Source organism: Burkholderia aenigmatica (assembly GCF_902499175.1).
GTDB classification, from domain to species: Bacteria; Pseudomonadota; Gammaproteobacteria; order Burkholderiales; family Burkholderiaceae; genus Burkholderia; species Burkholderia aenigmatica.
Window position 1 is genome coordinate 32,402 of sequence record NZ_CABVQC010000003.1, and the last position, 25,795, is coordinate 58,196.

Consider the following 25,795-nt stretch of genomic DNA (forward strand, 5'->3'; position numbering starts at 1 on the left):
GCGCGATATGCTCGGCTCGATCCTTTTCGGGAGAAACGACGATGAGCCACAACCGCACCGGCCGGCTGGCCGGGAAAGTTGCCGTGGTGACGGGCGCCGCGAGCGGCATCGGCAGGAGCATTGCGCTGCGATTCGCGAACGAAGGCGCCAGCGTGGTCGCGACGACGAGCCGCAACACCGCGCAACTCGACGAGACCTGTCGCCTGGCACGCGACGGGGTCATCGTCGCCAGGCAGGCCGATGCCGGATCGGCGGAGCAGGTCGAGGCGCTGATCGACTTCGTGGAGCGCCGGTTCGGCCGGCTCGACGTCATGTGCAACAACGCGGGCGTCATTCGCGAGGCCCCGCTCGTCGACACCACCGAAGCGGACTGGGATGCCGTCATGGACGTCAACCTCAAGGGCGTGTTCCTCGGCTGCAAGTACGCGATTCCGGCGCTGATCCGCGCCGGCGGCGGGTCGATCGTCAATATCGGCTCGACGAGCAGCTTCGTCGGCGAACCGCTTCATGCGGCCTATTGCGCATCGAAGGGCGGGGTGCTGATGCTGACCCGCTGCGCGGCGATCGAGCACGCGAAGGATCGCATCCGCGCCAATGCCGTCTGTCCGGGCTGGATCGATACCCCGATGAATACGCCGTTCATCGACGCGCTCGGCGGGCGCGGCGCGATGGACGCGCTGCTCGACGAGGTTCAGCCGCTCGGGATGGGGACCCCGGAGCAGGTCGCCGACGTCGCGCTGTTCCTGGCCTCGGACGAAAGCAGTTTTGTCACCGGGACGTCGATCCTCGTGGATGGCGGCTTGACCGCGCGGTAGCGCGCGTGGCGGCGGGTGCGGTGTCGCGTTGACGCGAGTCGCGCTGCGCGGCCCCCCGGCACGCCGGCGATGCACGCGTTCGCGCGGACGGCGCAGCCCTGCCGGGCCGCGCCGTTCGGCGGCTACCACGCGTACGACGGCGCTTCCTCGTCGAGAATGGCCCGGAGCTCCCTCAGATGCTGCTCCGCGAACCCCGCATAGTCGTCGCGCCACTGCAGCATGGTTTTACGCGCGACGGCGTCGGTCGCGAACCGCAGCGGCTGGCCGGTTTGCAGCGCGGTCACATACGTCTCGCATGCCCGCTCGAAGTAGTACAGGTCGTCGAACGCCTGCGCGACCGACGAAGCGACGACGATCACGCCGTGCTGGCCCATCAGCAGCACGGGCTTGTCGCCGAGCGCGTCGGCGACGCGGCACGCCTCGTCGCCGAGCCCCATGCCGTCGAAGCCGGTGTCGATCGCAACCCGCTCGAAGAAGCGCATGCAGTTCTGGTCGAGCGGCGGGAGCGAGGGCTGCGCGAGACACGACAGCACGGTCGCGTACGTCGAATGCACGTGCAGCACGCAGCGCGCGTGCCGGTGGCGCTTGTGGATTTCCGAGTGAAGCGCCCACGCGGTGATGTCGGGCGCGTTTTCGCGCCGGACCGTCTCCGGGTCGTCGGCATTCACGAGCAGCAGTTCGCTCGCGCGGATCCGCGAGAAATGGCGCCCACGCGGATTGATCAGAAATTGCCGGTTGTCGTCGGAGACGGCGGCGCTGAAATGGTTGGCGATCGATTCGTGCATGCCGAGGCGCGCGGTCCAGCGGAACGCGCAGGCGAGGTCCGCGCGGGTCGCGCGATGCGCCTGATCGGGTTGCGTGGCTGTGAGCATGTCGGGCTCCCGTTGCGAGAGGGATCAGAACCAGCGTTGCGGGCTGGCTTCGAAGTTGAGGTACGCGTGCTTGAGTTCCGTGTATTCGTCGAGGCCGCTGCGCGACAGTTCGCGGCCGATGCCGCTGGCCTTGTAGCCGCCCCACGGCGCGCCCGGCAGCGTGACGTTGTAGTCGTTGATCCAGACCGTCGCCGCCCGCAGCCGGCGCATGACCCGGTTCGCCCGCGCGAAGTCGCGGGTCCAGACCGCGCCCGCAAGCCCGAACGGCGTGTCGTTGGCCAGGGCCACGGCCTCGTCTTCGCCGTCGAACGCCTCGACGGTCAGCACCGGGCCGAAGACTTCCTCGCGCGCGATCGTCATCGTCGTCCGGACGTTCGCGATCAGCGTCGGTTCGACCCAGAAGCCGGTTGCGAACGCGTCGCCCACTGGTACTCGGCCGCCGCACACGATGCGCGCGCCGTCGCGGGCGGCCTCGCCGATCAGCGCGAGCACGCGGTCGCGTTGCTGCGCGGAAATCACCGGGCCCATCCGGGTGGCATCGTCGTCACCGCGACCGACGCGGATGGCCGCGATGCGCGCGGCAAGCGCATCGACGAACGCATCGTGCAGCGTGCGTTCGACCAGCAGCCGCGAGCCAGCCGAGCACATCTGGCCGGCGTTGAAGAAGGCCGCGTTCAGCGCGTAATCGAGCGCCGTGTCGAAATCGGCGTCGGCGAACACGAGGTTCGGATTCTTGCCGCCGAGCTCCAGCGACACGCGCTTGAAATTGCCCGCGGCCGCGCGCATCACGCTGGCGCCGGCGGCGTTGCTGCCGGTCAGGGAAATCAGGTCGACCTGCGGGCTCGCCGCGAGCGCGTCGCCCACGTCGGCGCCGCCCGTCACGAGATTGAGGACGCCACGGGGCAGGCCCGCGTCATGCGCGAGTTCCACGAGCCGATGCGTCGACAGCGGCGTCAGCGACGCGGGCTTGACGACGACCGTATTGCCGGCCACCAGCGCCGGGGCGAGCTTCCATGCCGCCTGCAGCAGCGGGTAGTTCCACGGCGTGATGAGACCGCAGACGCCGACCGGCTCGCGCAGCGTGACGCTGAGCACGTGCGGCCTCGCCGCATTCATGCTGCCCGTCTCGGTAACGGCGAGGCTCGCGAAGTAGTCGAATGCCGCCGCGGCGTCGTGCACGTCGGACGACGATTCGGCGAGCGTCTTGCCGGTGTTCGCGGTTTCGATGCGGGCGAGTGCGGGCGCTTCGTCACGCAGCGCGCTCGCGAGGCGGCGCAGACAGGCCGCCCGTGCTTCGGCGGGCAGGTGCGGCCACGCGCCCGCGTCGAAGGCCGCGCGCGCCGCGTGAATCGCGTGCCCGGCGTCGGCGGCCGAGCCGTAGGCGACCCGTGCGATCGTTTCGCCGGCGGCAGGATCGACGATGGCGCGCTGCCCGCCTGCGGCGGCGGGTTGCCAGGCGCCGTCGATGTAGAGCTGTTTGATGTGCATGTGCTGGTTCCACGGAGTCGGAAGATCGGCGTGCCCCGCCCGTGCGGAGCGGAACGCGAGCTGAATATAAGGTCGGCCGGCGCCGCTCGCTTGATCGAATGCGACGGCGTGCGACGCGCGTGCACGGCCATGACGGGCCGATCCGGCCGGGACGCAATTGGGTGGCGGAAAGCCGGCACAAAGCGACATGGCGATGTCGCTTTTCATCAAGTTCCGGCCCGTCGCGCGCGGCAGAGTAATGGTTCGCGAGGGCCGTGCCCGCGCGCCCTCGCTCAATCGGCCGGCCCGGCCTTGATCGGTATCGCGATGACTTCACGGAACATGCAAGCGGCGGCGGTACCCGCGCCGCATCGGGTGGGGCTGCTGGTGATGCCCCAGTTCTCCCACCTCGGGCTCGCGCTCGTGATCGAGGCCATGTCGCTCGCGAACTGGCTGGCCCAGCGCGTGCGTTACGAGTGGACCGTCCTGTCGATCGACGGCGAACCCGTGGATGCCACGAACGGCATGTGGACGCCGACGCGGCCGATCGGCGATGCGCGCGGCGGGTTCACGACGATCTTCGTGATCGCGAGTTTCGACGCGCAACGTCACGCGAAGCATCGCGGCGTGAAGACCTGGCTGCAGAACCAGATGGCCTTCGGCACGCAGATCGGCGGTATCGAGACGGGCACCGAACTGCTTGCGGCGGCCGGCTTGCTGCAGGGCCGTCCGTCGGCCGTGCACTGGGACAACGTCGAAGGCTTCCAGGAGGCTTATCCGAAGGTCGGCGCCACCACGCGGCTCTACACGATCGAGCCGCGCGTCATCACCTGCGCGGGCGGCACGGCGATCATCGACATGATGCTCGAATGGATCGGCCGGTCGGAGGGCGCCGAGCTCGCGCGGGAGATCGCCCGTCACCTGCTGCATGCGAAGCTGCGCGGCGCGGACGCGCTGCAGCTCGCGGAGGGCGAGGCCGCGCCGGCCTCGACGAGCATGACGGTGGCGAAGGCAGTCAGGCTGATGCGCGAGTCGATGGCGGAGCCGATGTCGTGCGAGTCGCTTGCGCAGGCGGTCGGGCTGTCGAAGCGGCAGCTCGAGCGTCACTTCAAGCGGCATATGGCGACCGCGCCCTTGCAGTACTACCTGAGCCTGAGGGTGGCGACCGCGCATCAATTACTGCAGCAGACGGAGCTGAGCGTATCGCAGGTGGCCGCGGCGACGGGCTTCGAATCGATCGAGCATTTTTCGCGCGTGTACAAGTCGCGGTTCGGATGCCCGCCGAGCCGCGACCGGTCGCAATCGTGGGCGGCGCCGGTGATGCGTCACCGGGCGCCGGCGGCCTGACGCGTGTGCTGCCGGGCGGGCCCGTTCCGGCGGCGCGCGGGATTGGGGCGCAAACGCCGTTCCGGGTCCACGGCCAAAGCTGGTATCCTGACCGCACCACGTTCACGCGGGAGGGTGCCATGGCAGCCAAGGAAGTCTCGAAGAAAAAGTACTTGAAGATCCTGAACAAACGCCTGCGCGCCGAGCCGGATGCCCCGGCCGGCGCGTCGTTCGCTTTCTACCCGCTGGGTGCGAAGGCGAAGCAGGCGACGGGCGTCGCGTCCAGCGAGCCGCGCAGCAAGCGCGAACTCGCGAAGATGGCCGCGATCCAGCGCAAGGCGGCGGAAGAGTTCGTCGTCACCGGCGCCTAGGCCGCGCCATCGTCGTTTGCGCGACCGCGTGGCGGGCGCGCAAACGGCTTTTCCTGTCGATATCGATTGGATGCCGCGCGGGCGAACCGGCCCGCGCGCGGTGGTTTTTGCCGGCTTTTTTCCCGTTACGCGGCCGCCGCCTCGCAATGCGCGATCGCGCCGGCGAGCACGCGCGGGATGTCGTGCGTGATGGCAGGGCCGTGCATCGGCAGGATCACGTCGAGATCGAGCGCCTGGATCCGGCGCAGCGCACTCGCCAGATGAGCGAGCGACGGCAGGTAGTCCGAGCGCCGGCAGGTAGTCCGAGCGCCGGATCGAATCGAGAATCGCCGGCAGCGGGTCGTCCGTCGCTTCGTCGCCGAAGCGCATCAGGATGTCCGACGACAGCAGCGCCTGGTACGCCGGCAGATACACGACCAGCGCATCCCACTGATGGACATGCTTCGTGAAGATCGGCACGACGTCGACACCGGAAATCGTCGTCGGCTTGCCGTCCTTCAGCGGCTGCGCGCGCACACCGAAGATATCGGCCAGCCCATGCGTGCAGATCGGATGCGCATACGCGACGAGCGCCGGATTGGCCGCGAGGAAGTCGGGCAGGGCGCCCATCTCGTCGACTTCGAAATGCGGAACGATCACGCTGCTCACCATCGACGGCGTGATGCCGACGGTCGCGAGGCTCGCGGTCAGTTGCGGAAAGTTGGAACGCGTGCCCGTTTCGATGCAGACGACGTCGCCGTTCGGCGAGCGGACGAAGAACTGGCTGAAGCCGAGCTTCAGCGTGTCGATATAGGTCGTTGCGCGAAACAGGCCGCTGCGGATTTCTTCGATACGGGCGTTGTCCATCGATGCAATCCTTGCGCGGGCAGTGGGGGCCGGACACCACCGTCGCGCGATCGCTGCGATGCGCCGGGCAGGCGCGCGATCCGGTGCCTCGACTCAGTCTAGCAGTGTCGGTCCGGCCACGAATCCTGTCAGTTCACGCAGCAGCCGGCCGGGCGTAGCGCTGAACGCCGTCCCGGCCGTCATGAACACCCAGGCTGATCCGGCGCTCAGGAGATCTTGTCCGCCGCCGCGTATTGGCCGCTGCCGCCCGTTTCGTCGCCCGCCGCGAGCTGTTCCAGCGCGAGCCCCTTCGTCTCGATCCCGAGCGTCCACACGGCGAACGCGGCCGCGACGAACGACAGCGCGCCGAGCGTGAATACGCCGCCCTGGCCGAACACGGGCAGCACGACACCGACCACGTAAGGCCCGATCAACGAGCCGACGCGCCCGATCGCCGACGCAAAGCCCGAGCCCGTCGCGCGCGCGCCGGTGCCGTACAGCTCGGGCGTATACGTGTACAGCGCGGCCCACATCCCGAACAGGAAGAACTGCATCGCGAGGCCCGTGACGATCAGCAGCGTCGTGCTGCCGCCGTACAGCGCACTTTGGCCGTATGCGTAGGCCATCACGCCGCCGCCGAGCAGCGACGCGATGCAGGTCGGCTTGCGCCCCCAGCTTTCGACGAGCCACGCGGCGCACAGGAAGCCCGGCACGCCGCCGAGCGAGATCAGCACCGTGTAGAACACCGATTTCGTGACTTCGAAGCCGGCCTGCTGCAGCAGCGCGCCGAGCCACGACGTGAGGCCGTAGAAGCCGAGCAGCGCGAAGAACCACAGCAGCCACACCATCACCGTGCGGCGGCGGTACGCGCCGCTCCAGATCTCGCGCAGCGCACCGCGCCCGCGTGCGACGGCCGGCTCCGCGAGCCGCGACGGCGGCGGCAGCGTCGAGACGCCGGCCGAGCGCATCACCTTCGCCTCGATCGTGTGCATCACCGTGTCGGCTTCCGTGTGCCGGCCCGCATGCTCGAGCCAGCGTGGCGATTCCGGCACGATGCGGCGCACGACGAGCACGAACACGGCGGGAATCGCGAGCAGCGCGAACACCGTGCGCCAGCCGAACTGCGGCAGCACGAAATACGCGACGATGCCGGCCGTGATGAAGCCGAGCGGCCAGAAGCCGTCCATCAGCGCGATCAGGCGGCCGCGCTTCTCGGTCGGCACGAATTCGGACAGCAAGGTTTGCGCGACCGGGAATTCCATGCCCATCCCGATCCCGAGCAGCACGCGGTAGACGATCAGCGCGTCGACGCTCTGCGCGGTCGAGCACAGGTAGGACGCGGCGCCCCACAGCACCATGCTCCACTGGAACACGGGCCGGCGGCCGAAGCGGTCGGCGAGCAGGCCGGCGACGGCCGCGCCGAGCACCATCCCGAAGAAGCTCGCGCTCGCGACGAGGCCGGCGGCCGCGGTCGACAGCCCGAACTCCTTGCGGATCGAGCCGAGCACGAAGGTCATCGTGCCGAGGTCGACCGAGTCGAAGAAGAACGCGATCGCGATGATGAAGAAGATCCGCTTGTGATAGCCGGAGAACGGCAGGCGTTCGAGCCGGGCGGCGGCGGAGGCGGGAGCGGTGGCGGCGGGCATGGCGTCCTCTGAAATGAAAAGGGGCCTCGCAGCGCATGCTCCAAGGCCCCGATGCTTCGGTATTCAGTAGACGCGACCACAAACTGCCGCATCAGAGGAAAAGCGCCGCCTGCTTGCCCAAATGCGTCATCGGCGGCGGCGCGTGCGGCTTCAATTCTTCAGCTTGTAGCCGGTGCGGAACATCCACGCGACGATCGCCAGCAGGATCACGAGGAACAGCGACGTCGCGCCGAGGCTGACGCCCACGTGCACGTCGGCGATCCCGTAGAACGACCAGCGGAAGCCGCTGACCAGGTAGACGATCGGGTTGAACAGCGTGACGACGCGCCACGCGGGCGGCAGCATGTCGACCGAATAGAAGCTGCCGCCGAGGAACGTGAGCGGTGTGATGATCAGCAGCGGCACGAGCTGCAGCTTCTCGAAGCTGTCGGCCCAGATGCCGATCACGAAGCCGAACAGGCTGAACGTGATCGCCGTCAGCACGAGGAACAGCACCATCCAGAACGGGTGCAGGATGTGCAGCGGCACGAACAGGCCGGCGGTCGCGAGGATGATCACGCCGAGCAGGATCGACTTCGACGCGGCCGCGCCCACATACGCGATCACGATCTCCCAGTACGACACGGGCGCGGACAGGATCTCGTAGATCGTGCCCGTGAAGCGCGGGAAGTAGATGCCGAACGACGCGTTCGAGATGCTCTGCGACAGCAGCGACAGCATCACGAGCCCCGGCACGATGAACGAGCCGTAGCCGATGCCGTTTACGTCGCTGATGCGCGAGCCGATCGCGGAGCCGAACACCACGAAGTACAGCGACGTCGAGATCACCGGCGCGATGATGCTCTGCATCAGCGTGCGGCGCGTGCGGGCCATTTCTGCGCGGTAGATCGCGCGGATTCCATGCAGGTTCATGCGTCAGGCTCCTTGCTGCACGCCGTTGCGGCGGTTGTCGATCAGGCTGACGAAAATGTCCTCGAGCGAGCTCTGCGTCGTATGCAGGTCGCGGAAGCCGATGCCGGCCGAGCCGAGCGCGTTGATCAGCGTCGCGATGCTCGCGTCGTCGCGCTGCGAGTCGTACGTGTAGACGAGCGCGGCGCCGTCGTCCGCGCGTTCGAGCCCGAACGGCGCGAGCGCGGGCGGCACGTCCGCGAGCGGATGCTCGAGCTGCACGGTGAGCTGCTTCTTGCCGAGCTTGCGCATCAGCTCGCGCTTCTCCTCGACGAGCACGAGCTCGCCGCCGAGGATGATGCCGATCCGGTCGGCCATTTCCTCGGCTTCCTCGATGTAGTGCGTGGTCAGCAGGATCGTCACGCCGCTCTCGCGCAGCGAATCGACGAGCTTCCACATGTCGCGGCGCAGCTCGACGTCGACGCCGGCCGTCGGTTCGTCGAGGAACAGGATGCGCGGCTCGTGCGACAGCGCCTTCGCGATCATCACGCGGCGCTTCATGCCGCCCGACAGCGTCATCAGCTTGTTGTCGCGCTTGTCCCACAGCGACAGCGCCTTCAGCGTCTTCTCGATATGGGCGGGATCGGGCGCCTTGCCGAACAGGCCGCGGCTGAACGACACGGTCGCCCAGACGGTCTCGAACGCGTCGGTCGTCAGTTCCTGCGGCACGAGGCCGATCATTTCGCGGGCCGCACGGTATTGATCGCGGATGTCGTGGCCGCCGACCGTCACGCGGCCTTCGGTCGGCGTGACGATGCCGCAGATCGAGCCGATCAGCGTCGTCTTGCCGGCGCCGTTCGGCCCGAGCAACGCGAAGATCTCGCCGGGGCGGATGTCGAGGGTCACATGCTTCAGCGCCTGGAAGCCGGACGCGTAAGTCTTGGAGAGGTCGGAGACGGAAAGGATCGGTTGCATGCTCACGGATGGCACGGCCGGCCGGCGTGACGGCATGCGCCGCGCGTGCCCGGTGCCGCCGCCGCTGTGCTGCGGCCGGGACCGGGGACGGCATGGCGAACGGGCGTCATGTCGAACGGCGTTGTGGTGCGGGATCGCGGGATCGCCATATTAGCAATCGATAGATGGAAATGCATGCTGGTGGAAAGGACGCGCGTTGCCGGCGTCTGATTTGCGCGAATTGCCGCGGCATTGTTTAGTAAAACGCTGCTTTATTTGCGCCAGGTGAACAATTTGTGCCGTTTTCGACGAAGCGGGCGGCGATTGCATTCCGGCGCGGCTGGCAGGCCGACTGTGCCGCCCGAACGCCGTCGCGCCGTACCGGGACGGCATGCGCGGCGCTCGCGATAATGCGTTCCTTTCATCGTTCATGGAGCGGGGCGCATGTCTTTGATCGATTTCAAATCTGTGGCGGCTGCGCAGGCCGTTGCGTGGAAATCCACGATCGTTGGCGAGGTCGGGCCGGCCAGGATCAAGGTGCTGCGCATGGATGCGCAGGCTTACGAGGCGGAAGTGCACGACTACAACGAGGGGCTGCTGGTGCTGGACGGCCGGATGATGCTCGAGGTCGCGGGCGAGACGGTCGTCGTCGAGGCCGGGCAGATGTACCTCGCGCTCGCCGGCACGCTTCACGCGGTGCTGCCGGGCAGCCACGGCACGCTCGCGATCATCGACGTGTAAGGTTGCGCCGCAGCATCGATACGGCCCGTCGCGGGCCGGCCAGCAAGGCCGGGCGCGGGTTGGGCGTCGTTGTTCAAACGCGCGTTGGATGGGGTGGGTATTTGTCTGAGCAAATAAATCGAAGGCTGTTTGAAAAACTGTCAAATCCCCTGCACGCGCTAGGATTGCGCGGTTTCGGTCGTTTGGAACTCTGCATCCATTTACTTGTGGGTATCGTCCGATCATAGTTTCCACAAACGACGCATCACGATAACGAATCAAGCGTACGTACGGAGACCAATTCATGAGACGCCTATCCGCGGGGCCAGTCGGACTGCCGTTTCCCGTTTTTTCGCTGAATGCAGGCGCGATGCAGATCGCGTCCCTGCGTTGTCATTTCGCCGTGTAGCGGCGAACCACTTCCCGTTTCGATCGTTCCGACGGCGCCGTGCCGCATGACGGCGCTGCGGGAGCGCGCTTGTCTGCCGCCGCGGCGTATGCCGCATTTGCCTGACCGGCATCGCGGCCGCCTTGCGCACACCGTCATGCGCCGCGCGTTCGTGCGGCGGCGCGATACCAACCGGCGGGCCATGCAGCCTGTCCGGACGAGACTTGTCGTACCTGAAAAGGAGGGGTTGATGATTTGCATTCCTGAATGGCGGAAAGCGATCCTGTCATGCGCGGTCGTCGTTTTGCCGTTCGTCGCCGGTTGCGGCGGCGGCGACGATCCGGGGCCGATCACCGTGCCGCAGTGCTCGGGGAGCGCATGCGGGCCGAGCGGTGCCGAAACGACGCCGCCTGTCGTGACGAAGCTGTGTCCGGACGCGCTCGATTACACGACGACCTACACGGGCGGCGCGGGCAGCGGCGAGTACGTGAAGGTGAAATTCGACACGACGAAGCTCACCTATCAGATGCAGTTCCTCGAATCGTCGGTGCCGACGTCGGCAGGGCAAGTCAACAATACCCGCGCGGGCCTGACGATCAGCGGATCGTTCCATCATCCGACCACCCTCCCGACCGCCGAGCAGAACCGCTGCGCGTTCGTGCTCGACAACGGCGCGACGAGCAACGGCGCGTATGCGGTGACGATCAACCGCGCGGATCCGCCGATGCTGTTCGTCGGCAATGGCGTGGTGGGTGGCGGGATTCCGGGGGCGACGATTGCGTACAAGGGTATCGACCTCGGGACCCCCACGCCCATCGGCTACGTGCCGTCGCGGACATTCGATTTCTATCCGTTCATCGGCTTCATCGAAACGGAAACCGATTTTTCGAAGGTCGCCGGCAATTACAACGAGGTCGGCATTCATCTGTCACCGCTCGGCGGGGGCGGGCAGAGCACGGCCGGTCTGGTCGGCTGGGAGCCGGACGTCGTCAACTGGAACCAGACGCTCAATGCGGACGGCTCATGCACGATCACGCCCGGTAGCGACTACTCGTGCCAGACGACCGGGACGCCGTGGACACTGCGCAAGAACGCGGACGGGTCGGCCGACAATGTGTTCGTGAGCAACGGGCTGCCGAACGCGTTTGGCGTGGTCTCGTATCCGATGGCGGGGCAGGGGGCGTCGGTCATCCTTCTTGCATCGAGCCAGGCCAAAGGCATCATGATCGTCGGCAAGCTGAACGGCGTGCGGATACCGGTCGTGATTCGTGTCGGCTATACGTATGTCGATACGTCCAATCCGCTCGTGTCGGTCGCCGATGCCGAAGTCGGGATCTCGATGCTGTCGTCGGCCACCGCGATTGCCGCCAATTCGCTGAAAGGCGGTTACATCGGCGCGACCAGCGCATCCGCCTGCGGCGTCGTGACGTCGCTCGGCGTTACGAGCTTCTACCCGGCGGCGGGCCCGAGCTTCGATCCCAAAGTGCCGCACCCGGAGTTGCCCGGCAAGTTCATCGACGGCAACTTCATGTCTGAAGCAGGAACCTGCAACGACGGCACCGCCGTGTCGACGATGGCCGCGAACTATACGTCCACGCTGTTCCAGGGCAATACCGCGGCGTTCATCGATCCGCAGACGTCGTCGGTGACCTCGCAGTTCGCGCTCGACTATACGCAGGCCACGCCCGGCAAGATCAAGGTCACGGCCACGCAGGACTTCAACGCGAAGGGTGCGAACGGCAACGTGGCGATCTTCAGCAAGGGCGACACGGGCTGGCTCGTGACGGCCGGCAACGTCTACGCGATGGTCGTCAACAACAACAAGGTCAACCCGTTCTTCACGGTCGGCGCGTTCGTCCAGTGACCCCGCATTGAACACGCAGCACCGGCGGCGCATGCGTCGCCGCCGGCGAATCGAATTTCAAGAGGATTCCTATGAATTTGAAACAATGGATGGCCGCGGCGTCGCTCGCGCCCGTGCTGGCCGCGTGCGGCGGCGACGGCGACCCGCCGCCCGCGCCGGTGGTCCGGCTGTGCCCGCAGACGATCGACTACAACACGGTGTTCATCGGTGGCTCGGGGTCGGGTGAGCTCGTGAAGGTGCAGCTCGACACGACGAAGATGACGTACCGGATGACCTACCTCGCATCGCCGGTGCCGACCACCGCGGGCACCGTGCAGCCGACCCGCGATATGGCCCCCGCCAACGTGGTCGACGGCACGCTGGCCGACGAAACGGGGCTGCCGACGGTGAAGCTGAACCAGTGCACGTTCCGGATGCAGAACGCGAGCCTCGACCCGAGCCGCCCGGCGCGGCTGTTCCTCGGCGAAGGCGTGCTGGGCGGCGCGATCCCCGGCGCGACGATCCAGTTCGACGGCGTGATCGGCGTCGGCAAGATCCCGAAGACGACATTCCCGTACTACCCGTTCATCAGCTTCTCGTCGCTGGAAACCGACCTGACGAAGATCGCCGGCACGTACAACCAGCTCGGCTATCACCAGGTGCCGTCGCAGAACTTCCAGCCGGTGGCGCTCGACCAGAAGGTGACGATCAACGCGGACGGCAGCTATACGGAAACCGACAACTTCGGCAAGAAGAACGGCGGGCAGCCGCTTGCGTCGAGCGCAACCGTGAACCAGCCGTTCACGCTGCGCCCGGATGCGCCGGCGTTCCAGTCGCTCAACTATCAGCCGCAGATTCCGCCGACGCTCGCCGCGCTCGATCCGGCGAAGGCCGGCAAGGGGATCCTGATCGTCGGCAAGCTGCGCAACCAGCTCGTGCCGATCTTCATCCGCACCGGCGCCGCCAACGCGGACCTCACGCAAGGCCCGCCGAGCGCGGACGACGAATCGGGCATCTCGTTCCTGAGCCCGCAGACGGCGATTACGCAGGGCTCGCAGGACGGCGAGTACACGGGCGTCGACAGCGCGTTCAACTACCGTGCGACCGCGCTCATCGGCGCGCAGGCCACGCTGCTCGATCCGTTCAACGCGTCGCAGGCCGCGCTGACGCGCGCGCTGAACCTCGACTACACGCAGAAAGTGCCGGGCGTCGTGACGACCGTGCATGCGGACGCGGCGTCGGGGCCGGCAACCGGCAAGTTCGTGTTCACCGGTGGCGTGTTCGGGTTCCTCGACATGGTCGATACGAGCAACCCGTACTTCACGGTCGGCGCGTTCGTGCAGTGACCGCATGTGGATGGAGACACGGCGGCGCCGCGCGCGGATGCGCGGCGCCCCGACAGAATGAGGGGGAGACTTCATGAAGAAGCTGATTGTCGCGGGTGTCGTCGCAGGCGTGTCGACGCTCGCATCGGCCCAGCAGGCGGGCGACAACGTCGCGACGCTGGGCTGGCTGCACATCATGCCGCAGGATTCGACCAACGGGCTGACGACGAATCTCGCGAGCATGCCGATCAACGGGCCGCTGCGCCTGCCCGGTTCGTTCACGTCGCCGGGCACGAGCCTGACGGTCAACAACGCCGATACGGTCGGCCTCACGCTCACGCACTTCTTCACCGATCACATCGCGGTGACGTCGGTGCTCGGCGTGCCGCCCGAGTTCACGCTGACCGGCCACGGCGTGATCAAGCCGCCGGGCCCGGCGGGCGCGCTCGGCAACGTCGACATGGACAAGTCGGCGAACCAGCCGGCCGTGAAGAACGCGCGGCAGTGGAGCCCGACGGTCATCCTGCAGTACTACTTCAACTCGCCGACGGCGCGGTTCCGCCCGTTCGTCGGGATCGGCGTGGCCTACAGCTGGTTCAGCAACATCGAACTGAACGGCAACTTCGCGAAGGACATCAACGAGAACCTCGGCAGCGTACTCGCGGCCGGCGCTGGCAAGCCGGGTGCGACGTCGGTGGAGGGCAAGGCGTCGTCGTCGTTCACGCCGGTCTACAACGTCGGCGCGAGCTATGCGATCGACAAGCACTGGGGCGTAACGGCGACGCTGACCTACATGCCGCTGAAGACGTACTCGTCGCTCGTGATCAAGGCGGCCGACGGCTCGACGCTCGCCACCACGCGCACGCGGCTGAAGGCCGATCCGCTGATCACGTTCGTGGGGATTTCCTACAAGTTCTGAGCCGTCCGGCGCGCATGACGCGCGCTGGCGGTTTCCTGCGACCGGCTGGCCGGACCCTTCCGGCCGGGAGATCGCGTTCCTGGCGGCGTGCCGCCATTTGTGAAGAGAGGGGGCAGTTCAAATGAGCATTCGCAAAATCGTATCGCTTGTTGCTGCAGTGGCTTTCACCGCGGTTTCGGCCGCGCCTGCTTTCGCAGTTACCGTTACGCGGGCCGATGGCCAGGCGATGAACCCGAACGGCGAGCCGTTCTCGGCGACCGGGCTCACGAACCTCAGCAAGGGATCGATCAGTGCGGCCTGTAACGCGACCTTCAACGGCACGATCACGTCAACCGGCATCGTCAACATCACGTCGACGACGTTCTCGGGCGGCGCGACGTGCGGGCTGATCAGCGGCAGCGCGAGCAGCACGTCGCCGTGGACGGGGCAGGCCGACAGCACGACGCAGCTGACGATCAACAACGTGAAGGTGAACGTCACGCTGCTCGGCGCCTGCGGGCCGAGCAAGGTCGTGACGGCGTGGAGCGATACGAACTCGTCGCTGACGTTCAACAGCGCCGTGCTGACGCCGGATTGCACGGTGGGCGGCACGGTCCTGACGTCGCCGAAGTTCCACGTGCAATAAGCGCCGCGGATCGAAGCGGGTACCCGCCGCGCGCGAGGGCCGTGCGGTATGCGCGGCGGGTTTCCGCGGTTTCGATGGGTTCGTGCTGTCGCGTGTATCGGCGCGGCGGCCGGATTCGTTCGGCAGAGCGGTCGTGTTTCTCGTGTAAGGCCGCCACATATCAAGAGAGAGGGCCGTATAGATGAACATTCGTCAAATTGCATCGCTTGTTGCTGCAGTGGTGTTCACCACGATTTCGGCTGCGCCTGCTTTTGCGGTGACCGTGTCGCGCGCGGATGGGCAGCCGATGAATCCGAACGCCGAAGCATTTTCTGCGTCGGGGGTGATGTCGCTGACCAAAGGTGCGATCAACACGGTTTGTACCTTGACGTTTAACGGGACGATTACGCCGGCAGGTATCGTCAATGTCACGTCGGCGCAGTTCAACGGGGGCAACTGGTGCCCGTTTGTCAGCACTACCGCGAGTAGTGCGTCGCCGTGGACGGGGCAGGTGGAAAGCGCGACGCAGATTTCGATCGACAACGCACAGGTGAGTATCAAGTTGCTCGGAACCTGCGGGCCCGGCAAGGTTGTTGAGGCATGGAACGATTCGAAATCGTCGCTGACGTTCAACAATGTCGACTTGACACCGGATTGCAGGTTGGCCGGCGAGCTCGTGACGTCGCCGAAGCTCCACGTGCAGTAAGCATCGCGGAGCGAAGCGAGGTGCACGCCGTGCGCGAGGGCCGCGCGGCACGCACGTGTGTTCCCGCTTTCTCGACGCATTCGTGTCGTCGCGCGTATCGGCGCGACGGCCGGCTGACCGCCCGTGTCGCAATCCGATCCGGGTGGACATGCAGGGCTGGCGCGGCGTGCCGCGCTGCCCGATTCGATTGAAACAACACCATTCCAATTGGCCGGAACTATCCCGGAAGACCCATGCTTACCGATCCAGCAAAGTATGGCGATGCCCGCGGCGCGACGCCTGACCGGCTGCGCACGGCCGCGTGGCTGCAGTACCTGATCGAGCGACTCGACGCTGCCGCTTGCGCAGCGGAGGCGGGTGACGCCGACGACACGACTGTCCTCGCGTCATACGCGCTGCGCGTGCGAGCCGGCACGACCCTGTCCCGAGAAGCAACGGCGATGCTTCACCGGCTCGCGCCGTGGATTGCATCGGACGGCGGCGCCTGCGCATGCGACCTGACCGACCCGTTCGGTGCGTGCTCGCACGTGCCTTCGATGCAGCAACTAGACGAAGCCGAACGCAGCTGCCCCGGCTCGCGCGCCGCGTTCGACACCGCGTACGGTGTGATCGATGCGTGCGCATTCGACGATCCCGATGTCGGCTGGGCCGCGCTCGAGCGGATTGCCGGCGGTGTCGAATGCTGCGGGGGCGATGACGGTGAATGTACTGAACATGAAAAGGGCGCGCAGGGCGACACGCCGCCTGCGAAGAACCTGAGAGAGAGGTTGGCCGTCGCCGCGGCGGCGAATGGGGAAACGTCGGCCATGCCTGGCGCCGTCATCGACGCGATCGTGCTGCGCGCGTGCGGGCCGCGTGACGATGCATCGCGCATCGACGAGATGGCGGCGCTCGTGGCGTTCTCGGCCGCGCTTGCTGCCGGCGACGGGACCTCCGTTGCCGCGTATGGCGGTCAGCACAACCTCGTTGCGCGGGCGATCCGCATGCATCGCGCGGATCTCGCGTCGGTGGACGGGCTGCTCGCGGCGCTCTCCGTGTGCAGGCTCGATCAACTCGTCGGTGGTGGCAGTTTCTGGGCTTGCTACCTGCTGGCGGGCATCGTGATCGCGGCGCCGGAGGCCGTGCGGGAAATCGGTGGCCGCTTTCATGGCGACGAGTGGCAGGCATGGCTCGATCATGTGCTCGCCTGGCCGGCAGTGAGCCGCTTCGGGCCGAAGGAGGACGCCGCGTTCGAGCGCCTGCGTGGCGCAATGAGCCTGACCTCGCGATCGAATCCGATCGTCCGCGGGAAACGGATGGGGAGGCGGGCCGTTGTGACGTCCTGATTCGGCGAACAGGGGGCCAAGGCGGGCGGATGCACCGCCTGTGCCGAACCAATACGCAAGGATTCCGAACGATCTGTGCGCGAGCCGCCTGGTTCGCGCCGAAATGCCGGGCCCCGTTCGCACGTGCGAGCGGGCGTCAGGCGGCGGCACGCCAAGACGTCATGGCGTCGGTGTGTACACTGGCCACGCGCCTTGCCACGCCATCTTGACCGCCTGCGTGTCACGCCCGATCCGGGCGCCATCGACCGAACGCAGTATGATTCCGCAGACGATGCCGGCGATCGCGTTGCTGTAACCGCCCGCACCGCCGAAGATCTGCCAAGCTTGTTGTAAGCCGAACGCGAACCGCCGCCGCGTGAGAGCGTCGCCGCGAACCCACGTCCGGACCACCTTCATCGAAACGGTCAGTCAGATGTCAAAGCAAAACAAGAAGATTCTCCTCCTGAGCGTGAGCGCCGGCGCCGGCCATACCCGAGCGGCCGAAGCGATCCGCGCGTTCGCCGACCACCATCCCGCCGGCGTCGACGCCACCCACCTGGACGTGATGGATTTCGTGTCCACCGGCTTCCGCAAGCTGTACACCGATCTCTACATCAAGCTCGTCAGCAGCCAGCCGGCGCTGTGGGGCTACCTGTACCAGAAGACCGACGAAGTCGATCCCGCCGCGCCGTCGCAGAAGATCCGGCGCGCGATCGAGCGGCTCAATTGCCGTCCGCTGCTCGCGGAGATCGAACGGCAGCGCCCGGACGCGATCATCTGCACGCACTTCCTGCCCGCCGAACTGCTGTCTCGCGAGATTCGCAAGGGGCGCGTCGACACGCCGGTGTGGGTGCAGGTCACCGATTTCGACCTGCACAGCATGTGGGTCGTGCCGAACATGCGCGGCTATTTCGCGGCCAACGACGAGATCGCGTGGCGCATGCATGCGCGCGGCATGTCACCCGACACGGTGCACGTCAGCGGCATCCCGATCATGCCGGCGTTCGGCCAGCCGCTCGATCGCGCGGCCTGCGCGGCCGAATTCGGCCTCGATCCCGCGCGCCCGACCTTCCTGATGATGTCCGGCGGCGCGGGCCTCGGCGGGCTCGACGTGCTGGCTGCGCGCCTGCTGGAGATGGATGCCGACTTCCAGCTGATCGCGCTGGCCGGCAAGAACCAGGCGATGCTGGCGTCGTTGCAGGCACTGGCCGCGCAGCATCCCGGCCGGCTGTTTCCGCAGGGCTTCACGCAGCAGGTGGAACGCCTGATGGCCTGCGCCGACCTCGTGATCACGAAGCCGGGCGGCCTGACGACATCCGAATGCCTCGCGATGCAGCTGCCGATGATCGTCAATTCGCCGATTCCGGGCCAGGAAGAGCGCAATGCGGATTTCCTGCTCGAACAGGGTGTCGCGCTGAAGGCGATCGACGACGATGCGCTCGTCTACCGGATCCGCGCGTTGCTGCAGACGCCCGAGCGTCTCGCCGACATGCGCCGCCGTCTCGCGCCGCTCGGGCGGCCGCTCGCCGGCCGCTTCGTGCTCGATCGCGTGCTGGGCCTGGAGCCGGCTGCATGAGCGTCGCGCGTTTTGTGCCGACGCGCCATACGGTGTTCGTCGTCGCGTGGGTCGTGTTGCTCGCGTACTTCTTCGCGAACGTCGAGATCCAGATCGAAGGCAGCGCGGGCTGGGCCGCCAACCTGCCGACCTGGCGCATCGAACATCACTGGCTGCTCGACATCTTCTGGGGCGGGCGGCCGATGACCGGCTACCACGCGTGGGTGTTCCCGTTCGTCGCGCTGTTCTTTCACCTGCCGGCCGTGTTCAACGGGCGCTGGTCGTGGCGCATCGAGGCGCGCATCGTCGCGTGCATCATGGTGTTCTGGCTGACCGAGGATTTCCTGTGGTTCGTGCTGAACCCGGCTTACGGCCTGGCCCGCTTCAATCCGGCCAACGTGCCTTGGCATATCCACTGGCTCGGCGTGGCGCCGACCGACTACTGGACGATGAGCGCCGCCGCGATCGTGCTGTTCATTCTTTCCCGCGAGCGCAAGCGCGCATTTTATTGAACCGACATGAAACTCGCCATCATTGCCGCGATCGCCGCCACGCTTGCCGGGCTCGCTCAGCCGGCCTGCGCGGACCCGGCCTCCGAGGTGTCCGCCCGGCCGATCAAATGGGCGCAGAGCGTGACCGATGCGCATGTGAACAACCTGCATCGCATCACGCCGTCGCTGTACCGCAGCGCGCAGCTGTCGCGCAGCGACGTGCCGGAGTTGCAGAAACTCGGGATCCGCAAGGTCATCAGCTTCCGTTCGTTTCACGCGGACGACAGCATCCTGGCCGGCACGCAGATCAAGATGCAACGCATCCGGATCAACACGTGGGACATCCGCGACGAAGACATGGTCACCGCGCTGAGGGCGCTGCGGACGGCCGACCAGGACGGCCCGGTGCTGATCCACTGCCAGCACGGCGCCGATCGTACCGGTCTCGTGTCGGCGTTGTACCGGGTGGTGTATCAGGGCTGGACACGCGAGCAGGCACTCGATGAGCTGCAGCACGGTGGTTACGGGTTCCATCCGATCTGGCAGAACATCACGAACTACTTGAAAAACGTCGACATCGAGCGTTTGAAGCGAGAAGTGAACAGCGGCTGACGATCGCATGCAAAACGCCGCCGACAATGACTGTCGGCGGCGTTTCGTCGGCACATTGATGAGCGGGCAGCAGGCCCGCCGTTATCAGACCGTCTCCGGCTGCCGCACGGCCTTCGCGATATTGCGTGCCATCGCCCCATTCGCAACGAAATAGGGCACCTCCACCCGCGCAAGCGCCTTGCGCCCGCGAATCTTGTCCGCGATCTTCTCGGCGATCATGATCGTCGGCGCATTGAGGTTGCCGGTCGTGATGATCGGCATGATCGACGCATCGACGACCCGCAGGCCTTCGAGCCCATGCACGCGGCCTTCTTCATCGACCACGGCCATGTCGTCATACCCCATCTTGCACGAGCACGACGGATGGAACGCGGTCTCCGCGCGGGCCCGCACGAACGCGTCGAGTTCCTTGTCGGACTTGCAGTCCGCACCCGGGTTCAGCTCGCGGCCGCGATAGCGGTCGAGCGCGGGCTGCCGCATGATCTCGCGCGTCGCGCGGATCGCATCGCGGAACTCGCGCCAGTCGAGCGCTTCGGCCATGTAGTTGAACAGGATGCTCGGATGCTGGTTCGGATCGCGCGAGCGCAGCTTCACGCGGCCGCGGCTCGGCGAGCGCATCGAGCCGACGTGCGCCTGGAAGCCGTGCATCTCGATCGCGTTCGAGCCGTTGTAGTTGATCGCAACGGGCAGAAAGTGATACTGGATGTTCGGCCACAGATCGTCGTCGCGCGTGCGGATGAAGCCGCCCGCCTCGAAGTGGTTGCTTGCGCCGAGGCCCGTGCCGTTCAGCATCCATTCGAGGCCGATCTTCGGCTGGTTCCACCACTTGAGCGCCGGATACAGCGATACCGGCTCCTTGCACTCGTACTGGATGTACATCTCCAGGTGATCCTGCAGGTTCTGGCCGACACCGGGCAGATCGAGCACGACCGGGATGTCGAGTTCCTTCAGCCATGCGCCGGGGCCGACGCCCGAGCGCTGCAGCAGTTGCGGCGACGCAATCGCGCCGCTGCACACGAGCACTTCGCGGCGCGCATGCGCGGTCGCGCGCTCGCTGCCGCGCAGGTACGTGACGCCCGACGCGCGCTTGCCGTCGAACAGGATGCGGTCGGCGAGCGCGTGCGTGACGATCTCGAGGTTCGACCGGACCTTCGCCTGGTCGAGGTAGCCGCGCGCGGTGCTCGCGCGGCGGCCTTTCGGCGTGACCGTGCGGTCCATCGGGCCGAAGCCTTCCTGCTGATAGCCGTTCAGGTCGTCGGTGCGCGGATAGCCGGCCTGCACGCCCGCGTCGACCATTGCCTCGAACAGCGGGTTCACGCCCGGCTTGCTGGTCGTGACCGACACGGGACCGTTGCCGCCGTGATAATCGTTCGGGCCGACGTCGCGCGTCTCGGCTTTCTTGAAGTACGGCAGGCAGTCGAGATACGTCCAGTTCTCGAGGCCCTTGTGCGTCGACCAGTTGTCGTAGTCGAGCGCGTTGCCGCGGATGTAGCACATGCCGTTGATCAGCGATGAGCCGCCGAGCCCCTTGCCGCGCCCGCATTCCATCCGGCGGTTGTCCATGTGCGGCTCGGGGTCGGTTTCGTATGCCCAGTTGTAGCGGCGCCCTTGCAGCGGATAGGCGAGGGCGGCCGGCATCTGCGTGCGGAAGTCGAAGCGGTAGTCCGGGCCACCCGCTTCGAGCAGCAGCACCGTCACGTCCGGATCTTCCGTCAGGCGCGTTGCGAGCACGTTGCCCGCGGAACCTGCGCCGCAGATGATGTAGTCGTATTCGCGTGTCGTCATGACGGTCAGTCTCCTTTCGTGATTCTCAAAACACCGGGTTGTAGCGGCCGAGCTCGACCTGCACCGACTTGATTCGAGTGTAGTGTTCGAGCGTCGTGATGCCGTTCTCGCGTCCGACACCGGATTGCTTGTATCCGCCAACCGGCATCTCGGCCGGCGATTCGCCCCACGTGTTGATCCAGCAGATGCCGGCTTCGAGGCGATGGATCGTGCGGTGCGCGCGCGACAGGTTCTCGGTCACGACGCCGGCCGCGAGGCCATAGTGCGTGTCGTTCGCGCGGGTAATCACTTCGTCCTCCGATTCGAAATCGAGGATGCTCATCACCGGCCCGAAGATTTCTTCGCGGACGATCTTCATGTCGTCGCGGCAGTCGCCGAACACGGTCGGCGCGACGTACTGGCCGTTGCCGAAGTGGCCGTCGGTCAGGCGCGTGCCGCCCGCGAGCAGCTTCGCGCCTTCCGCCTTGCCGCTTTCGATGAAGCCGAGCACCTTGTCGAGCTGTGCGGCCGACACGAGCGGGCCGAAGTTGGTATCGGCATCGGTCGGTTTGCCGACGCGGATGCGCTTCACGCGTTCGAGCACGCGCTGCGTGAACGCATCCTTGATCGAACGGTGTACGAATACGCGCGTGCCGTTCGTGCAGACCTGGCCCGAGCTGAAGAAGTTGGCGGTGACCGCGATGTCGGCCGCACGGTCGAGGTCCGCATCGTCGAACACGATCAGCGGCGACTTGCCGCCGAGCTCCATCGTCACTTCCTTCAGCGACGACGCGCCGGCCAGCGACATCACCTTCTTGCCGGTCTCGACGCCGCCCGTGAACGACACCTTCGCGATGTCCGGGTGGCCCGTCAGCAGCGCGCCGACCGAGCCGTCGCCCTGCACGACGTTGAACACGCCGGCCGGCACGCCGGCTTCCGTATAGATTTCCGCGAGCTTGAGCGCGGTGAGCGGCGTGACCTCGCTCGGCTTGAACACCATTGCGTTGCCTGCGGCGAGCGCGGGTGCCGTCTTCCAGCATGCGATCTGGATCGGGTAGTTCCATGCGCCGATGCCCGCGCACACGCCGAGCGGTTCGCGGCGCGTATAGACGAACGACTCGGCGCGCAGCGGCACCTGCAGCCCTTCGATCGCGGTCGCGAGGCCCGCGTAGTACTCGATCACGTCCGCGCCGGTGACGATGTCGACCGCGAGCGTCTCGCCGATCGGCTTGCCCGTGTCGCGCGTTTCCAGTGCGGCGAGTTCGTCGTTGCGCTCGCGCAGCAGGTCGACGGCGCGGCGCAGGATGCGCGAGCGCTGCATCGCGGTCATCGCGGCCCATTCACGCTGGCCTTCCTGCGCGGACGCGACTGCGCGATCAACGTCGGCGGCGCTCGCCTGCTGCACTTGCGCCAGCAGTTCGCCGGTGGCGGGATCGAAGGTGTCGAAAGTCTTGCCGCTCGTGGCGTCGACGTAATCGCCGCCGATGTAGAGGCGCTGCAAACCGTATACGGACATGAGGATCTCCTTGAGGGCGACTGCGTGGCGCGTCAGGCGGACGCGAGCAGCAGGTCGATGTAATCGTGGGTGAGCTTCAATGCAGCCCGGGTGTCGATCGGGCCGCCGGCGAGCGCGCCGCGCAGCCACAGGCCGTCGATCAGCGCGGCGAGGCCGCTGGCGGCTTCGCGCGCCTTCGCACGCGGCAGCGCCTTCGCGAATTCCGCGCACAGGTTCGAATGGAGGCGCCGCGTGTTGACGTGCTGCAGGCGCTTGAGCATCGGGTCGTGCATGCTCTGCGACCAGAACGCGAGCCACGTCTTCATCACGGGCGCACTGACCTGCGTGTCGTCGAAGTTCGCGGCGGCGATTGCACGCAGCCGTGAACGCGGGTCCTTGCGTGTACCGCCGCGGCGGCGCGTGGTGGCCGACCACAGATCGCGCAGCACATGCCGCATCGTCGCTTCGAGCAGGCCGTCCTTGTCGCCGAAGTAGTGGCTGACGATGCCCGTCGAGATGTTCGCGCGTTGCGCGACCGAGGCGAGCGTCGTGCCGGGCAGGCCCGCCTCGTCAATCGAGCGCAGCGTGGCGTCGATCAACTGTGCGCGGCGAATCTCCCGCATTCCGACTTTCGGCATCGCGACTCCCTTCGCCCGGACGGGCCGTCCATGGAAGTCGAGAGCTTAGCGGTTTTTTATTGATCGTTCAATCAACAAAAAATCGGGGTCTGACGGCGAAGGCGGGTGTGCGGCGGTGAGCGCGGCCCCCGCTCGCGCGTTGTGCAGGTGCGGAAAAATAATTGAAAGATGATTAAAAAAGCTGGAGTTTGTTTAAAACGCATTCTGAAGCGAGCGATCAATCGGGTTAATCGTTGCGGGTGCTGAAGCGATTACGGAATGAAAGAGTATTGAGCTATGTGATATTCGATGAAACAGGGAAGTCGGCCTGCGAATCGGCGTCACGATTCATTCATGAAAATCCGTTTTAAATAAGCGAATTAAACGAAGTAATGCATTGATTTTAAAGGGATGATTGTCTGTTTGTCGGGTGTCGGAAACCGTTCCGCAAACGATTGCACTCACCCTCGAAAGCATTCCGTTTACCATAAAAAATGCGGGAATAATTTGAATCTACCGAATTTCCTAACAGAGTAGAGGGTATCGTTGGAATGACTTGAGTCAGTAATATTGTCCGTATTAGTATGGCGCCGCACTACGAGGAATGAATCGATGCCGCCGGTATTGCCGCGGTGCATTGGCCAATCGCGCGATTCGGATTGCGCGCAAACAACCGGCGCAGTCATTGCGCACCTGCAGCATGCCGCGACGTCGAGACGCCGCATCCACCGGAGAACGACGATGCTGACCGAAAAACACGTGGTCCCGCTGCCGAATGGTCTGAAGGTCTACGTCGAACGGAACGTGTTCGACCCGGCGTTCGACACGGCGATGCTCGTCAACGGCGCGCTCGCGACGACCGCGTCGTTCGGGCAGACCGTCCAGTATCTCGGCGAGCGGATCAACACGATCTGCTTCGACCTGCCGTATGCGGGGCAGTCGCGTCAGCACAACCCGGGCTGCTTCATCCTGACGAAGGATGACGAAGCCGCGATCCTGCAGCATCTGGTCGAACGCTTCGCGCCGTCGTACCTCGTATCGGTGTCGTGGGGCGGCGTCGCGTCGCTGTTCGCGCTTGCGCGCGGCTGCCCGAGCGTGCGGCGCGCGGCGATCTGCTCGTTCTCGCCGTTCCTGAACGATGCGATGGTCGACTACGTGACGCGCGCCCGCGACCACATCGCGGCCGGCGAGAACCTGAAGGCCGCGCAGCTGCTGAACGATACCGTCGGCCGCTACCTGCCGCGCATCATGAAGCTGTACAACTACCGCTACCTCACGCGCCTGCCGCGCGACGAGCAGGACCAGGTCGCGTTTCACGTCGACCAGATCCTGTCGCTGCAGCCCGAGCGCTACTTCAGCGAGTTCTCGAACATCGGCTGCGAACTGCTGTTCCTGAACGGCGAGCGCGACGAATACACGACGCCCGCCGACGTGCGCCAGCTCGGCGCGCACGTGCCGCGCGCGCGGTTCGCGACGGTGCCCGACGCCGGCCATTTCCTCGACATCGAAGGCCGCGCGCAGCGCGAATACACGCGCTCGGCGCTGCTCGACTTTTTCTGCGGCGGGTCGTCGCTTGCCGCAGGCATCGCGCTCGCCGCTGCGCAGGTGTGCGTGCCCGCACCGATGCACGCGCTGTCGTCGTGACACCGCACGCGGGGCGGCCGGTACGCCCGACGCATCCGAATTCCCATCCCAACGAGGCAGGCCAGCCGTGAATATCGTTCAGACCATCGCCATCGTCGTTCCGTGGGCCGCGTGGCTCGCCTACTGGATCGTCACCTCGCAAGGCGCGAAGACGACCGTGCGCAAGGAAGCGTCGCGCTCGCGCACGCTGCAGTCGATTCCGCTGATCGTCGGCGGCGCGCTGATCATCCTGCCCGATCCGTCGTGGCAGGCGCTCGTGCCCGACTGGCAGCGTTTCGGCATGCAGGCGCAGGGCGGGCTCGCGGTGCTGGTGGCCGGCCTGCTGTTCTCGGTGTGGGCGCGGCTGCACCTCGGCACGAACTGGAGCGTGTCGGTCACGCTGAAGGAAGACCATGAACTCGTCCGCACGGGGCCGTATGGGCTCGTGCGTCACCCGATCTATACGGGCTGCCTGATCGCGCTCGTCGGCGCCGCGCTGATCGGCGGCGAATGGCGCGGCGCGATCGGCGTGCTGCTCGTGTTCGCGTCGCTCGCGTACAAGGTGCGCGTCGAGGAGAGCTGGCTGACCGGGTATTTCGGGCCGGCGTACACGCAGTACCGCCGCGAGGTCGCGGCGCTGATTCCCGGCTTCTACTGACACCCGC

General features: G+C 66.3%; 24 protein-coding genes and 1 pseudogene. 15 read left to right on the plus strand and 10 right to left on the minus strand.

Annotated features, from left to right (window positions below; translation table 11 throughout):
• The first annotated feature begins 41 nt into the window (after window positions 1-41).
• Window positions 42-815 (plus strand): SDR family oxidoreductase, encoded by a 774-nt coding sequence (locus BDO18943_RS03100; RefSeq protein WP_175021183.1) that lies wholly within the window; start codon window positions 42-44, stop codon window positions 813-815.
• Between the two features lie 122 nt (window positions 816-937).
• Here BDO18943_RS03100 and BDO18943_RS03105 read toward each other — a convergent pair whose 3' ends face one another.
• Window positions 938-1,687 carry a class II aldolase and adducin N-terminal domain-containing protein gene (locus tag BDO18943_RS03105; protein WP_175021184.1) on the minus strand — a complete coding sequence of 250 codons (750 nt, stop codon included), beginning with the start codon at window positions 1,685-1,687 and terminating at the stop codon, window positions 938-940.
• A 24-nt stretch (window positions 1,688-1,711) separates the two neighbouring features.
• Window positions 1,712-3,175, minus strand: coding sequence for an aldehyde dehydrogenase family protein (locus tag BDO18943_RS03110; RefSeq protein ID WP_175021185.1), 1,464 nt, complete (start codon window positions 3,173-3,175; stop codon window positions 1,712-1,714).
• Between the two features lie 306 nt (window positions 3,176-3,481).
• Between BDO18943_RS03110 and BDO18943_RS03115 the strand changes: the two genes are divergently transcribed.
• Both BDO18943_RS03115 and BDO18943_RS03120 read left to right on the plus strand, forming a co-directional pair.
• A complete protein-coding gene (locus tag BDO18943_RS03115) occupies window positions 3,482-4,501 on the plus strand; it encodes a GlxA family transcriptional regulator (protein WP_235995779.1) in 1,020 nt (339 codons plus the stop codon).
• A 119-nt stretch (window positions 4,502-4,620) separates the two neighbouring features.
• Window positions 4,621-4,851 (plus strand): hypothetical protein, encoded by a 231-nt coding sequence (locus tag BDO18943_RS03120; protein ID WP_041493471.1) that lies wholly within the window; start codon window positions 4,621-4,623, stop codon window positions 4,849-4,851.
• Window positions 4,852-5,250: 399 nt separating this feature from the next.
• Here BDO18943_RS03120 and BDO18943_RS43120 read toward each other — a convergent pair.
• From BDO18943_RS43120 to BDO18943_RS03140, 4 genes and pseudogenes are all read right to left on the minus strand, one after another.
• Window positions 5,251-5,697 (minus strand): annotated as a pseudogene (locus tag BDO18943_RS43120) (MBL fold metallo-hydrolase); the annotation flags it as partial.
• A 206-nt stretch (window positions 5,698-5,903) separates the two neighbouring features.
• Window positions 5,904-7,322, minus strand: coding sequence for an MFS transporter (locus BDO18943_RS03130; RefSeq protein WP_175021186.1), 1,419 nt, complete (start codon window positions 7,320-7,322; stop codon window positions 5,904-5,906).
• A 150-nt stretch (window positions 7,323-7,472) separates the two neighbouring features.
• The gene (locus BDO18943_RS03135; protein ID WP_011354149.1) at window positions 7,473-8,234 is read right to left on the minus strand and encodes an ABC transporter permease; all 762 of its coding nucleotides are present in this window, start codon (window positions 8,232-8,234) and stop codon (window positions 7,473-7,475) included.
• Between the two features lie 3 nt (window positions 8,235-8,237).
• Complete coding sequence (locus BDO18943_RS03140; protein WP_175021187.1) at window positions 8,238-9,185, minus strand: ABC transporter ATP-binding protein; 948 nt, start codon at window positions 9,183-9,185, stop codon at window positions 8,238-8,240.
• A 423-nt stretch (window positions 9,186-9,608) separates the two neighbouring features.
• Between BDO18943_RS03140 and BDO18943_RS03145 the strand changes: the two genes are divergently transcribed.
• The 7 genes from BDO18943_RS03145 (at window position 9,609) to BDO18943_RS03175 (ending at window position 16,994) form a co-directional block, all read left to right on the plus strand.
• Window positions 9,609-9,905, plus strand: coding sequence for a cupin domain-containing protein (locus BDO18943_RS03145; RefSeq protein WP_011354152.1), 297 nt, complete (start codon window positions 9,609-9,611; stop codon window positions 9,903-9,905).
• 617 nt (window positions 9,906-10,522) lie between these two features.
• Window positions 10,523-12,136 (plus strand): DUF2957 domain-containing protein, encoded by a 1,614-nt coding sequence (locus BDO18943_RS03150; protein WP_175021188.1) that lies wholly within the window; start codon window positions 10,523-10,525, stop codon window positions 12,134-12,136.
• Window positions 12,137-12,207: 71 nt separating this feature from the next.
• Window positions 12,208-13,461 (plus strand): DUF2957 domain-containing protein, encoded by a 1,254-nt coding sequence (locus BDO18943_RS03155; RefSeq protein ID WP_175021189.1) that lies wholly within the window; start codon window positions 12,208-12,210, stop codon window positions 13,459-13,461.
• 73 nt (window positions 13,462-13,534) lie between these two features.
• The gene (locus BDO18943_RS03160; RefSeq protein ID WP_043180517.1) at window positions 13,535-14,359 is read left to right on the plus strand and encodes an OmpW/AlkL family protein; all 825 of its coding nucleotides are present in this window, start codon (window positions 13,535-13,537) and stop codon (window positions 14,357-14,359) included.
• A gap of 121 nt (window positions 14,360-14,480) precedes the next feature.
• Complete coding sequence (locus BDO18943_RS03165; protein WP_043180516.1) at window positions 14,481-14,984, plus strand: hypothetical protein; 504 nt, start codon at window positions 14,481-14,483, stop codon at window positions 14,982-14,984.
• Between the two features lie 181 nt (window positions 14,985-15,165).
• Window positions 15,166-15,669, plus strand: a complete 504-nt coding sequence (locus BDO18943_RS03170; protein WP_175021190.1) for an activator protein — start codon at window positions 15,166-15,168, stop codon at window positions 15,667-15,669.
• Window positions 15,670-15,902: 233 nt separating this feature from the next.
• Window positions 15,903-16,994 (plus strand): hypothetical protein, encoded by a 1,092-nt coding sequence (locus BDO18943_RS03175; protein WP_175021191.1) that lies wholly within the window; start codon window positions 15,903-15,905, stop codon window positions 16,992-16,994.
• A gap of 159 nt (window positions 16,995-17,153) precedes the next feature.
• On the opposite strand, the gene BDO18943_RS03180 is transcribed toward BDO18943_RS03175, so the two are convergent.
• Window positions 17,154-17,390: a hypothetical protein gene (locus tag BDO18943_RS03180; RefSeq protein WP_175021192.1), complete on the minus strand. Its 237-nt coding sequence runs from the start codon at window positions 17,388-17,390 to the stop codon at window positions 17,154-17,156.
• A gap of 16 nt (window positions 17,391-17,406) precedes the next feature.
• Here BDO18943_RS03180 and BDO18943_RS03185 point away from each other — a divergent pair, with 16 nt between their 5' ends.
• Genes BDO18943_RS03185 through BDO18943_RS03195 form a run of 3 tightly spaced genes read left to right on the plus strand, consistent with a single transcriptional unit; the run spans window position 17,407 to window position 19,631 of the window.
• Complete coding sequence (locus tag BDO18943_RS03185; RefSeq protein ID WP_043180510.1) at window positions 17,407-18,549, plus strand: MGDG synthase family glycosyltransferase; 1,143 nt, start codon at window positions 17,407-17,409, stop codon at window positions 18,547-18,549.
• Complete coding sequence (locus BDO18943_RS03190) at window positions 18,546-19,040, plus strand: hypothetical protein (RefSeq protein WP_175021193.1); 495 nt, start codon at window positions 18,546-18,548, stop codon at window positions 19,038-19,040. Before BDO18943_RS03185 ends, BDO18943_RS03190 begins: the two co-directional genes overlap by 4 nt.
• 6 nt (window positions 19,041-19,046) lie before the next feature.
• Complete coding sequence (locus BDO18943_RS03195) at window positions 19,047-19,631, plus strand: dual specificity protein phosphatase family protein (protein WP_175021194.1); 585 nt, start codon at window positions 19,047-19,049, stop codon at window positions 19,629-19,631.
• Between the two features lie 84 nt (window positions 19,632-19,715).
• Here the strand turns inward: BDO18943_RS03195 and betA are convergent, their stop codons facing one another.
• Genes betA through betI form a run of 3 tightly spaced genes read right to left on the minus strand, consistent with a single transcriptional unit; the run spans window position 19,716 to window position 23,528 of the window.
• The gene (gene betA / locus BDO18943_RS03200; RefSeq protein ID WP_043180503.1) at window positions 19,716-21,416 is read right to left on the minus strand and encodes a choline dehydrogenase; all 1,701 of its coding nucleotides are present in this window, start codon (window positions 21,414-21,416) and stop codon (window positions 19,716-19,718) included.
• A gap of 25 nt (window positions 21,417-21,441) precedes the next feature.
• Window positions 21,442-22,911 carry a betaine-aldehyde dehydrogenase gene (betB, locus tag BDO18943_RS03205; RefSeq protein WP_175021195.1) on the minus strand — a complete coding sequence of 490 codons (1,470 nt, stop codon included), beginning with the start codon at window positions 22,909-22,911 and terminating at the stop codon, window positions 21,442-21,444.
• A 32-nt stretch (window positions 22,912-22,943) separates the two neighbouring features.
• Entirely contained in the window at window positions 22,944-23,528 is a 585-nt protein-coding gene (gene betI / locus BDO18943_RS03210; RefSeq protein ID WP_043180498.1) for a transcriptional regulator BetI, read from the minus strand.
• A 720-nt stretch (window positions 23,529-24,248) separates the two neighbouring features.
• Here betI and BDO18943_RS03215 point away from each other — a divergent pair.
• Window positions 24,249-25,151, plus strand: a complete 903-nt coding sequence (locus tag BDO18943_RS03215) for an alpha/beta fold hydrolase (RefSeq protein ID WP_175021196.1) — start codon at window positions 24,249-24,251, stop codon at window positions 25,149-25,151.
• A gap of 67 nt (window positions 25,152-25,218) precedes the next feature.
• A complete protein-coding gene (locus BDO18943_RS03220; RefSeq protein WP_175021197.1) occupies window positions 25,219-25,788 on the plus strand; it encodes a methyltransferase family protein in 570 nt (189 codons plus the stop codon).
• Window positions 25,789-25,795: the final 7 nt, after the last annotated feature.